9 protein-coding genes are annotated in these 12,800 nt (G+C 39.2%); 8 read left to right on the top strand and 1 reads right to left on the bottom strand.

Annotated elements, in window-relative coordinates; translation table 11 throughout:
- Positions 1–7 precede the first annotated feature (7 nt).
- The 6 genes from AC1MGI_RS03970 (at position 8) to AC1MGI_RS03945 (ending at position 9,723) form a co-directional block, all read left to right on the top strand.
- A complete protein-coding gene (locus AC1MGI_RS03970; protein ID WP_480348666.1) occupies positions 8–859 on the top strand; it encodes a 3-hydroxybutyryl-CoA dehydrogenase in 852 nt (283 codons plus the stop codon).
- A 32-nt stretch (positions 860–891) separates the two neighbouring features.
- Positions 892–2,022 carry an acyl-CoA dehydrogenase gene (locus tag AC1MGI_RS03965; protein ID WP_480348665.1) on the top strand — a complete coding sequence of 377 codons (1,131 nt, stop codon included), beginning with the start codon at positions 892–894 and terminating at the stop codon, positions 2,020–2,022.
- 12 nt (positions 2,023–2,034) lie between these two features.
- The gene (locus AC1MGI_RS03960; RefSeq protein WP_480348664.1) at positions 2,035–3,174 is read left to right on the top strand and encodes an acyl-CoA dehydrogenase; all 1,140 of its coding nucleotides are present in this window, start codon (positions 2,035–2,037) and stop codon (positions 3,172–3,174) included.
- A 67-nt stretch (positions 3,175–3,241) separates the two neighbouring features.
- A complete protein-coding gene (gene icmF / locus AC1MGI_RS03955; protein WP_480348663.1) occupies positions 3,242–6,508 on the top strand; it encodes a fused isobutyryl-CoA mutase/GTPase IcmF in 3,267 nt (1,088 codons plus the stop codon).
- A gap of 660 nt (positions 6,509–7,168) precedes the next feature.
- Positions 7,169–7,726 (top strand): DNA-directed RNA polymerase subunit delta, encoded by a 558-nt coding sequence (gene rpoE / locus AC1MGI_RS03950; protein WP_454213504.1) that lies wholly within the window; start codon positions 7,169–7,171, stop codon positions 7,724–7,726.
- A gap of 401 nt (positions 7,727–8,127) precedes the next feature.
- Positions 8,128–9,723 (top strand): CTP synthase, encoded by a 1,596-nt coding sequence (locus AC1MGI_RS03945; RefSeq protein ID WP_480348662.1) that lies wholly within the window; start codon positions 8,128–8,130, stop codon positions 9,721–9,723.
- Positions 9,724–9,864: 141 nt separating this feature from the next.
- Here AC1MGI_RS03945 and AC1MGI_RS03940 read toward each other — a convergent pair whose 3' ends face one another.
- Positions 9,865–10,392: a DUF2529 domain-containing protein gene (locus AC1MGI_RS03940; RefSeq protein WP_480348661.1), complete on the bottom strand. Its 528-nt coding sequence runs from the start codon at positions 10,390–10,392 to the stop codon at positions 9,865–9,867.
- A gap of 440 nt (positions 10,393–10,832) precedes the next feature.
- On the opposite strand from AC1MGI_RS03940, the gene AC1MGI_RS03935 reads away from it, so the two are divergent.
- Positions 10,833–11,204, top strand: coding sequence for a response regulator (locus AC1MGI_RS03935; RefSeq protein WP_480348660.1), 372 nt, complete (start codon positions 10,833–10,835; stop codon positions 11,202–11,204).
- A gap of 439 nt (positions 11,205–11,643) precedes the next feature.
- A complete protein-coding gene (locus tag AC1MGI_RS03930) occupies positions 11,644–12,501 on the top strand; it encodes a class II fructose-bisphosphate aldolase (RefSeq protein WP_062185367.1) in 858 nt (285 codons plus the stop codon).
- Positions 12,502–12,800: the final 299 nt, after the last annotated feature.

Raw genomic sequence — 12,800 nt, 5'->3', positions numbered from 1 at the left:
AGTAGCTGTGGATATTAACAAGGTAATGATCATTGGAGCCGGACAAATGGGTTCAGGAATTGCCCAAGTATGTGCGATGAGCGGATATGAAGTCATCCTACATGATCTAAAGCAAGACTTCGTAGATCGTGGAATCACGATTATCACGCAGAATTTGACTAAACAAGTGAATAAAGGAAAGCTTACCGAGCAGGAAAAAACAGATACGCTTAAAAGGCTAACCTCCTCTATTGATATACAAAGTGCGGCTTCGGTTGATTTAGTCATTGAAGCGGCAGTGGAGAATATGGCAATTAAAGCATCATTATTTACTGAGCTTGATCAGATTACACCTCTTCATGTGATTCTTGCTAGCAACACGTCCTCACTCCCCATTACTGAACTTGCAGCTGCGACTAAACGTCCTGAAAAGGTAATTGGCATGCATTTTATGAACCCAGTTCCCGTCATGAAACTTGTTGAAATCATCCGCGGTCTGGCGACAGATGATGAAGTATATAGAACGATTGAAGAAATGGCTGTATCGCTAAAAAAGGTGCCGGTTGAGGTGAATGATTTTCCTGGATTCGTATCCAATCGAATTTTGATGCCAATGATCAATGAAGCTATTTATACATTATATGAAGGTGTGGCCTCGAAGGAAGCGATTGATGATGTCATGAAGTTAGGCATGAACCATCCAATGGGGCCATTGACGCTCGCTGACTTTATCGGTTTAGATACATGCCTATCTATCATGGAAACGCTCCACGATGGCTTTGGTGACGACAAATACCGCCCATGCCCGCTACTTCGTAAGTATGTAAAAGCAGGATGGCTTGGTAAAAAGTCAGGACGTGGCTTTTATGAATATAGCTAACAAGTATTTAGTGACAGCTAGGGGGAGTACAGATGATTTTCCACTTTAATGAAGAGCAAGAAATGATGCGGAAAATGGTTCGAGATTTTACGGCGGCAGAGGTTGCTCCCTTTGTAGAGCGGATGGAAAACGGTGAATTTCCCAGACAAGTGCTTCAAAAAATGGGGGAACTTGGATTAATGGGAATTCCGATACCTGAACAATATGGTGGAGCTGAAATGGATTTTATTTCTTATATTATTGCCATTCATGAAATTTCCAAAGTAAGCCCAGCCTTGGGCGTCATTTTATCCGTTCATACATCAGTCGGAACAAATCCAATCGTCTATTTCGGGAACGAGGAGCAAAAGCAAAAATACGTTCCCATGCTTGCAACTGGAAAATATTTAGGCGCTTTTTGTTTGTCAGAACCAAGTGCTGGCTCCGATGCTGCTAACTTGAAATCAAGGGCAATAAGAGATGGAGATTTTTATAGATTGAACGGTTCAAAAGCATTTATCACAAATGGCGGAGAAGCGGATGTGTATATTGTGTTTGCTTCCACTAACCCTCAGGAAAGGAGTAAAGGGGTATCTGCTTTCATCGTCGATAAAGACACACCAGGTCTAATCATTGGCAAAGATGAACATAAAATGGGTCTGATGGGTTCACGAACCGTACAGCTTACATTTGAGGATACGAAGGTACCTGCAAAAAACCTATTAGGCAAAGAAGGAGACGGATTCAAAATTGCCTTGGCCAATTTAGAGGTAGGTCGAATTGGTATTGCCGCACAAGCACTGGGCATTGCAGAAGGTGCTTTTAGTCATGCTGTAGCGTATGCGAAGGAACGTGTTCAATTTGGGAAATCAATTGCAGCACAACAAGGAGTCGGTTTCAAGCTTGCCGAAATGGGGACAGCAATTGAAGCAGCCAAACTATTAGTCTACCAAGCAGCTTATCTTCGTTCACATTGTTTATCTTGTGGCAAAGAAGCATCGATGGCTAAGCTATTTGCTTCAAAAACAGCAGTGGATGTGACGACAGAAGCCATTCAAGTGTTTGGTGGATACGGCTATACGAAGGAATACCCCGTTGAGCGCTATTTTCGCGATGCAAAAGTGACAGAAATTTACGAAGGTACGAGTGAAATTCAAAAAATCGTGATTTACAAACATTTGTAGGGGGATAACGGCATGCAGTTTAAATTAACGGATGAACACGACATGATCAGAAAAATGGTTCGTGATTTTGCAAAAAAAGAAGTAGAACCAACTGCTGCAGAACGTGATGAAGAAGAAAGATTTGATCGGACGCTGTTTGATAAAATGGCTGAACTGGGTTTGACTGGCATTCCATGGCCTGAAGAATACGGTGGAATCGGTAGCGACTATTTGGCCTATTGTATCGCGGTTGAAGAACTTTCAAGAGTATGTGCTTCAACAGGTGTTACGCTATCTGCTCATACATCTCTTGCAGGATGGCCGATCTATTCGTTTGGTACTGAAGAACAGAAACAGAAATATCTTCGTCCGATGGCAGAAGGAAAGAAAATTGGTGCCTATGGCCTGACAGAACCTGGTGCTGGTTCGGACGCTGGAGGCATGAAGACACAGGCTAAATTAGATGGTGATTATTATGTGTTAAATGGCTCTAAAATCTTCATCACAAATGGCGGGATTGCGGATACGTATATTGTCTTTGCTTTAACCGATCCTACGTCCAAACAAAAAGGTACGAGTGCGTTCATTATTGAAAAAGAATTTCCAGGTTTTAGCATAGGGAAAAAAGAGAGGAAATTGGGGATTCGTTCATCGCCAACTACTGAAATTATTTTTGAAGATTGCCAGGTTCCAAAAGAAAACTTGCTAGGAAAAGCAGGGGAAGGGTTCAAAATTGCCATGATGACGCTAGATGGTGGTCGAAATGGCATAGCGGCACAAGCTGTCGGCATCGCTCAAGGTGCACTCGATGCAGCTGTTGAATATGCAAAAGGGCGCGTCCAGTTCGGAAAACCAATTGCAGCCCAACAAGGAGTTAGCTTTAAGCTTGCGGAAATGGCCACCAGTGTGGAGGCTGCCCGTCTCCTTACATATCAAGCTGCTTGGCTTGAATCGGAAGGGTTTTCGTATGGAAAAGAATCAGCTATGTCGAAATTATTTGCGGGTGATACTGCAATGAAAGTGACAACGGAAGCAGTACAAGTATTTGGTGGTTATGGCTACACGAAAGACTATCCAGTTGAACGCTATATGCGAGATGCGAAAATTACCCAAATTTATGAAGGCACTCAAGAAATTCAAAAACTCGTGATATCAAGAATGTTAACCAAATAAACTAGAAAGCTTCCATCGGTAGTGAATGTAAAAACATGATAACCTATTGCGATGAGGGGGGAAGCAAATGGGTACAATTGAGATTTATAGAGCGAAACATCCGATTCGTTTTGTGACAGCTTCGAGTTTGTTTGATGGACATGATGCAACGATTAATATTATGAGAAGAATCATGCAATCAAGCGGTACTGAGGTGATTCATCTCGGCCATAATCGTTCAGTTGAGGAAGTAGTAAATGCGGCGATACAGGAGGATGTTCAGGGGATTGCTGTTACATCCTATCAGGGTGGCCATTTAGAGTACTTTAAATATATGTATGATTTGTTGAAGGAAAAGGGAGCACCGCATATTCGGATTTATGGTGGTGGTGGCGGAGTCATTATTCCCCGAGAAATCAAAGAACTTCATGATTATGGGATTTGTCATATTTTTTCCCCTGAAGACGGAAGAAACCAAGGGCTTCAAGGAATGATTAATAAACTACTTAAAGAATGTGATTTCTCAACCATTCAAGCGTCTCAGCCAGATCAATTTGATGAATTACGAACGGGGAATCCGGTTGCTGTTGCAAAGTACATTACTCTTGCTGAGAACAAGATGGCGATGAATGATGAAACAGTGGCAACAGCGGAGCGCCTCCTTGAACAAATTAAAACATCTAATAAATTGACACCGGTTATTGGAATGACAGGAACAGGAGGAGCGGGAAAAAGCTCTTTAACCGATGAATTAATTCGTCGTTTCCTTAACGAAATTCCGGAAAAGAGAGTGGCTGTACTGTCCATTGACCCAACCAAACAGAAAACAGGTGGTGCCTTACTTGGTGATCGTATACGAATGAATGCCATATTCTCTAATCGCGTGTATATGCGAAGCCTTGCAACACGCCATTCCAAGACAGAGCTTTCATTAGCTATCCGTGATGCGATTTCGGTAGTCAAGGCGGCTGGTTTTGACCTAATCATCGTGGAAACGAGCGGAATTGGGCAAGGTGATGCCCAAGTCGCTGAAGTTTGTGACGTTTCTTTATATGTAATGACAAGTGAATTTGGAGCACCTTCTCAATTGGAAAAAATTGATATGATTGATTATGCAGATTTGGTTGTTATCAATAAATTTGAACGGAAGGGTTCAGAGGATGCCAAAAATCAGGTGCAAAAGCAATATCAACGAAGCAGGATGCTTTTTGACCGTGACACAGAAGAGATGCCCGTTTTTGGGACCATTGCTTCTCAATTTAATGATGTGGGAACAAATGCCCTATTTGCTGCATTAATAGAGAAGGTAAATGAAAAGACAGGAACTTTATGGACGACTAGCTTTTCAAAGCAAGCTGACGTGAAGAAACTAAACATGATTATTCCCAATAATCGCCGTTACTATTTACGTGAAATTACAGATACAGTCCGGAATTATTACCATCGCACGGAAGAACAGGCGAAAGTAGCTCGTCGTTTATTTCAGCTCGAAGGAGCCATTGATGCAGTCAACCAGCAAGAAACAGGCCAAACTGTTTGGAAAGCTCTTGAAGAATTGCGTATCGAAACAGAAGAAAAATTAACGGCAGAATCCAAAAAAATCCTTACTGAATGGGATGGTTTAAAAGAAAAGTATTCAGGAGATAAGCTGACTACAAAAATACGTGATAAAGAAATTGTTACTGAACTACGCCAAAGAAGTTTATCAGGCTTATCGATTCCGAAAGTATCTCTGCCTAAGTTTGTTGACTATGGAGAAATTCTTCGTTGGGTTTATTTGGAAAATATTCCTGGGAGGTTTCCTTATACTGCAGGAGTTTTCCCATTCAAACGGCAGGGAGAGGATCCGAAACGTCAATTTGCGGGCGAAGGCTCACCTGATCGCACGAACCGACGCTTTCACTATTTATCTAAAGATGATGATGCTAAGAGACTTAGCACAGCCTTTGATTCCGTTACTCTATATGGTGAAGACCCTGATCATCGACCAGATATTTACGGAAAAGTAGGGGAAAGTGGAGTTAGCATTTGTACGTTAGATGATATGAAAAAGCTCTATCAAGGCTTTGATTTATGCCATCCCTCCACATCAGTATCAATGACCATCAATGGTCCAGCGCCGATTATTTTAGCGATGTATTTAAACACAGCCATTGAACAACAAGTTGTCATGAAAGAAATCGAACTAAAAAGAACAGTAACGCAAGAGGAAATGGAACAAATTAAATCGTATACACTCCAAACAGTACGTGGAACGGTTCAAGCTGATATTCTCAAAGAAGATCAAGGTCAAAACACATGTATCTTCTCGACGGAGTTTGCCCTAAGAATGATGGGAGATATCCAGGAATACTTTATTCATCAGAAAGTGAGGAATTATTATTCTGTCTCAATTTCCGGTTACCATATCGCAGAAGCTGGCGCTAATCCCATTTCGCAATTAGCCTTTACACTGGCGAATGGCTTTACGTATGTAGAATATTATTTAAGCAGAGGCATGAGGATCGATGATTTCGCTCCGAACTTATCATTTTTCTTCTCGAATGGGTTGGATCCGGAATATACGGTAATCGGCAGGGTAGCGAGAAGAATTTGGGCAACGGTTATGCGTGATAAGTATGGGGCAAATGAACGAAGTCAGAAATTGAAATATCATGTCCAAACATCTGGTCGCTCGCTACATGCACAGGAAATTGATTTTAACGATATTCGCACGAGCTTACAAGCACTGATGGCGCTCCAGGATAATTGTAATTCTTTACACACAAATGCTTATGATGAAGCGATTACGACACCTACTGAGGAATCAGTTCGCCGGGCTATGGCGATTCAAATGATTATTACGAAGGAACTTGGGCTTTCCAAAAATGAAAACCCTCTTCAAGGTTCCTATATAATTGAAGAGCTTACTGATTTAGTTGAAGAGGCCGTTCTTTTGGAATTCGACCGAATAGATGATCGCGGTGGGGTTCTCGGTGCCATGGAAACTCAATACCAACGCGGAAAGATTCAGGATGAATCGATGTATTATGAAATGAAGAAACATTCAGGAGAACTGCCGATCATTGGAGTTAATACGTACTTGAACCCTAATCCACAAAGCGCAGAAGAACTTAATAAGATGGAGCTAGCACGAGCTACCAGTGAAGAGAAAGAAGGTCAAATCGAGAACCTTCGTGTCTTCCAAAAACGTAACATCGATCAATCTGAAGAATCGTTACAACGTTTAAAAAAATCAGCCATGAATGGAGAAAACATTTTTGCCGAGCTGATGGAATGTGTGAAATATGCAAGCCTCGGACAAATCACCCGTGCCTTGTATGAGGTGGGTGGCCAATATAGAAGAAATATGTAAATAAAAATGCAAGGGAAATCCCATCTATGTCTGTATTCATGATGGAATTTTTTTAGGGAAATATGCTAAAGTGGTAATGATTGATCGCTAAAAAGGTAAGGTTCCCAATTATAATGTGTGTTCAAAAAGGAGGATAAACAGAGCCGAGAAGTTCGAGGAGCGCATCTTTCTATACCTGCACGTATGCAGTAATACGTGCAGGTATAGAGAGACAGATCTTTGATGCAATTCGACAGCTACTTTTTACCGGACTTTTTGAACATCCTCTTATAAGGTTCTCTTGCTTTTCCAAAAGATCTGTCATAAGCATAGAATCTAAGATTAACTAGCATAAACCTCCTGGTATTGTTTATAATGGATAGTATGTTTAGCAGGAAGAGCAATAGACGATACAGAATGATGTATGAATATCTTTTGTTAGTTTTGTTTAAAGGACATGGGAGCGGGGCTTCGTGACTTACTATATAGCCAATCTGCTTTGCGGATATACTTATTTTATTAAGAAAGTCCCCCGAAGTCCGGCTCCGCACCGCCACCATTGTGATTAGATGAGTGTAACGTGTAATAGGATTTATCCTTCATAGTAAATGGTGGCGTTTTAACGCCATATTTGTTTTATATGAAAGGACACTTACAGAGTGTTTGATATAGAGAAAGGAAGTGCCGAACTTGAGTTTAAAATCATACTCAAAAGAAGAATTATTAGAAATGTCATTGCTTGAAGTGGCTTATGAATTGCTTGTAGAAAAAAATGCCCCTCTATTATTTGATGATTTAGTAAAAGAATTGGCTGCTTTGAAAGGATTAACGAAAGAACAAATTAAAAGTATAATCCCACAATTTTATACGGATTTAAATGTTAATGGACGCTTTACTTGTTTAGGTGAAAATCGCTGGGGATTGAAAACATGGTATCCGGTTGATCAAATCGAAGATGAGGTTGTCCATGTTGTTAAGCCGAAAAAGAAAAAGGCTAAGAAAGCTTCAGTCATCGAGGATGATTTTGAAGAGCTGGATGAGGATGATTTAGGTTTTGAAGAAGATGTAGAAGATCTTGATGAGGACGAAGATGATCTTCTTGATGATCCGCTTGATGAGGATGTTGACGATGATTTAGTCGAAGACGAGGAAGAAGACCTTGATGAAGAATTAATAGACGAAGATGAACTTGAATTAGATGAGGAAGAAGACCTTGATGAAGAAGTAGAAAAAGAATAGGGATTTCCTTGACTTTTTCTAGCGGAATTTGTAGAATCATTTTTGGGCTCCTTAAAAAAGGACAGGATAATAAATATATCGCTCCCTTACATCTGTAAGCGGAGCGTTTTGTTTTTTTATTAGAAAGCGGAAGGGAAGCACTGTTTCAATCTCGGAGGCTGCTTGCGTTAGACAGAATGGTAGGTTTTAAAAAACATAAACTTTCTATCTGTTGAAAACAAAGCTACGTAAAATGATGGATTGCTGAATGAATCATTCAAATAAACATCATTTTTTTATTTTTTATGGATTCGTATAAATGGTCCTGCAATTAAAGGGAAATCTAAAAGAATGGACTTTAGGATGTAAGAAAAATTAACATAGGCGACAATTATGTAAGAGAAGTTGAAGGAGGATACAACATGACAAAGTATATTTTCGTAACAGGCGGTGTCGTTTCTTCGCTAGGTAAAGGGATTACGGCAGCATCATTGGGACGATTATTGAAAAACAGAGGACTAAGTGTAACCATTCAAAAATTCGATCCGTATATCAATGTGGATCCAGGAACAATGAGCCCGTATCAACACGGTGAAGTGTATGTAACCGATGATGGTGCTGAGGCCGATCTTGACTTAGGTCATTATGAGCGTTTTATTGATATAAATGTTGGAAAACATAGTAATGTGACAACAGGTAAAGTCTATTCGACTGTTATTAGAAAAGAGCGTCGAGGCGATTATCAGGGTGGAACGGTACAAGTTATTCCTCATATTACGAATGAAATCAAAGAACGTGCATTTTTAGCAGGAAATGAATCAAATGCAGATGTTGTTATAACAGAAATCGGCGGAACTGTGGGCGATATCGAATCGCTTCCATTCCTTGAAGCTATTCGCCAAATCAAAAGTGACATCGGTCGTGATAATGTGATGTATATTCATTGTACCCTTGTTCCATTTATTAAAGCAGCGGGAGAATTAAAGACAAAACCGACTCAACATAGCGTAAAAGAGTTGCGAAGCCTTGGTATTCAGCCAAACCTCATCGTATGTCGTACGGAAATGCCAATTTCTCAGGACATGAAAGATAAGATTGCTTTATTCTGTGATATTGATAAAAAAGCAGTTATTGAATGTCAAGATGCGGATACCCTTTACTCCATTCCTTTAGCACTTCAAGCGCAGAACATGGACCAAATCGTTTGTGACCACTTGAAGTTGGATTGCAAAGAAGCTGATATGACAGAATGGAAAGAGCTTGTTAAAAAAGTTACGTCCCTTTCAAAAACTACAAAGATTGCTCTTGTTGGGAAATACGTTGAACTTCAAGATGCATATCTTTCGGTTGTTGAAGCATTGAAGCATGCAGGCTATGCGCATGATGCAGATGTTGAAATTGATTGGGTTAATGCTGAACATGTTACGAGAGAAAATGTCGAAGAACTATTGGGGAAAGCTGATGGGATTCTTGTACCTGGTGGATTCGGTGATCGTGGTATTGAAGGGAAAATTGCAGCTACTGAATTTGCTCGTAAACAGAAAAAACCTTTCCTTGGTATTTGCTTAGGTATGCAGCTAGCTTCCGTTGAATTTGCTCGTAATGTGCTTGGTCTAAAAGGAGCACACTCAGCGGAAATTAATCAGGATACACAGCATCCTATCATCGATCTTCTTCCAGAACAAAAAGACGTGGAAGATTTAGGTGGAACATTACGTCTAGGACTGTATCCATGTAAACTAATAGAAGGTACAAAAGCCTACGATGCTTACGGACAACAAGTGGTTTATGAACGTCACCGTCATCGTTATGAATTCAATAACCATTATCGTCAAGCTATGGAAGAAGCAGGATTTGTCTTCTCAGGAACGAGCCCAGATGGTCGCCTTGTTGAAATTATTGAATTGAAAGATCATCCATGGTTTGTAGCTTCTCAATTCCATCCAGAATTCATTTCTCGTCCAAATCGTCCACAACCACTATTCCGTGATTTTGTGGAAATGTCTTTGAAAGCATAATAAATAATGTAAAAAAACGAGGGTTTCCCATAATGAAAGAGTCAGCAACCGCCATATCCAGAAGAATCTCTGAACTATGTGTGCGTGGATAGACCTTTTGGGATACCCTCGTTTTACTTAATTTAATATGGAAGTTTCACTTTATTCTTCGTTATACTCCAAAAGAATCTCTTCAAGTGTAGATTTAATTCCATAGTAGGCAAACAAAGCGATCGTTAAATGCGGAAAACCGACGCGGTTTCCTGAGTCATCTGGAATTAACCCTCTTTGCAACCGTAAATTAATGTGTACATCAGAATAGTGCTCGATGGATTCTCCATCAGCATCTAAGGAAGTGGCGATTGTTACAAAAGGAATCTGTTGGTCTCGCAGTTTTTTGGCAAGCTGTATGGCTGATTCATCGGTGGAATATCTCGTAAACAAGATAACGCGATCGGCCACAGTTAACGAAACACTTTCATCAAAAGGTTTAGCACTTGGGAAAGGTTCTGCACCGTAAAAAGCTTCTGAAAGAATGCCTCCCATCTCTTGGAAACCTTTGAGATAAATCGTGCCATCACTAATAGCCGCTTGAGCAAGAAGTCTTGCACCATCTTCAAAATTGAAGCTTTCTTCATCAAGCATCTTTTTATATAATCCAGTTAATTGGGTGGAGAACATTTTTAACATGGATAAACCTCCTTTCAATCGCTATATTCACAAACTGAATGCATTTAATTATAAGGGAAAGTATTTTGATTTGAAAGGAAGCCAATAAGTTAATTACGTTTTTTCATTGACTAAAGCAGTATCAAATACTTTAAGGTCTCTTTGAATTTACCATTTTTTAAAAAAATATAGTATTTTAATTTGAGTGAATAGTTTACAATTGTAAAGAAGGAACCATATCTAACATCAACTGACTATAATACAATACTTTGAATAGTAAAAAGGTAGAGCTTGTAAATACTAAAACAGATAAGTATTCGAAACGGCAATAACAAATAAAAGGAAATGTTTACTAATGGGGTTCTTCAAACAAAGGCGATTTTAAATTTTGTGCTTTTGTAATACCTTACTGATGGTTAGTCAAATAGATACAATAATTTTATTCAGAAAGAAGTGAGAGTATGGCAGGGAAAGTTCTTATTGTCGATGATCAATTCGGTATCAGAATATTATTAAATGAGGTGTTACATAAGGAAGGGTATGATACATTTCAGGCCGCAAATGGTGTGCAAGCACTTGATATCGTTACGAATCATTCACCAGACTTGGTTCTTTTGGATATGAAAATTCCTGGTATGGATGGAATTGAAATACTAAAGCGTATGAAGCGAATAGATGCTGACATCCGTGTCATCATTATGACTGCTTATGGGGAACTTGATATGATTCAAGAAGCGAAGGACTTAGGAGCAATTACTCATTTTGCAAAGCCATTTGATATAGACGATATTCGTAAAGCAGTGCGTGAACATATACTCATTCAATCCAACTAATTGACTTTGAATTGATAAATGGATAAAAGCTAAATGAAACTTTTCTATTTTCTCACAGATGCACGCCTGCCCTTTTTGAAGGAAAAAAGGACGCGTCATCTTAATGCTGAAACTATTTAAATGGCAAATTCAATGAGATTTTGTGTGAAAACTATAGAATAGCGACGATTTAATATATAGTATTTTTGTATGGTGAGTAAATTACTTTTCGTAATTATTACTCTTTTCAAGATGATTGCGCTTCTTGTGAAATCGTTTTATCCCCTGCAATAAAACTGAATATTCTTACGTATGCGGAAATTGTTGCTGTTTTTTGTTTGACTTGATATGCTTAGGGAGATAAGGAGACATTCACATTCTTGAATAAGTTATAAGGTTTGTGGAAATTTCTAAAGTGTATTTGTAAGTAGAAGAACATTTACTGTAGGAGGAAATGATTATGCCTTTAGTATCAATGAAAGAAATGCTTAACAAAGCTCTTGAAGGTAAATATGCAGTTGGTCAGTTTAACATTAATAACTTGGAATGGACTCAAGCTATTTTAAGTGCTGCCCAACAAGAAAAATCACCTGTAATTCTTGGAGTATCAGAAGGTGCGGCGCGTCATATGGGCGGATTTAAAACAGTTGTTATGATGGTTCAAGGCCTATTAGAAGATATGAAGATTACAGTTCCAGTTGCAATCCATTTAGACCATGGTTCAAGTTTTGATAAATGTAAAGAAGCCATTGATGCTGGCTTTACATCTGTAATGATTGACGCTTCACATCACCCAATCGAAGAAAATATTGAAACAACGAAGAAAGTTGTTGAATATGCTCATTCAAAAGACGTTTCTGTTGAAGCTGAAGTTGGAACAGTTGGCGGACAAGAGGATGACGTGATTGCAGATGGTGTTATTTATGCTGACCCTAAAGAATGTGAAGATCTAGTTAAACAAACAGGTGTTGACTGCTTTGCTCCAGCTTTAGGTTCTGTACATGGAGAATACTCAGGTGAACCAAACCTAGGATTCAAAGAAATGGGAGAAGTTCGTGACTTAACACAAGTTCCGTTAGTTCTTCATGGTGGAACTGGAATCCCAACAAAAGATATCCAACAAGCGATTTCTTTAGGAACTTCTAAAATCAATGTAAATACGGAAAACCAACTTGCTTTCACAAAAGCTGTTCGTGAAGTATTGAACAACGATGCAAAAGCATATGATCCACGTAAATACATCGTACCTGGTCGTGAAGCGATTAAAGAAGTAGTTATTGGCAAAATCCGCGAATTCGGTTCTGCTGGACAAGCGTAAGCTTTAATTTAAAGTGAACAAGGGTTTCTCTTCTATTTTGCATACTATGTGAAATGGAAGAGAAACCCTTGTTTTATTTTTAGGCTTATTATAGCTCTAGCTCTATGAAATCGCAATTTCACGTGAATGAACCAAAATTGTATTAATAACAATATTGTTTAACAATGTCTATTTTTAAAAAGACAAAAGGGATTTCTTTTGATCCCAAACGTAGATTCTTCTTTAAGACGCATTTTTAATAGCTATCTTCTCGTATGTGTGTGCAAAACATCCATAAGCTTCTGCTCCTAATCCAGCGA

Source organism: Peribacillus sp. BM1, assembly GCF_056679975.1.
This window is presented reverse-complemented; position numbering and strand designations above follow the sequence as displayed.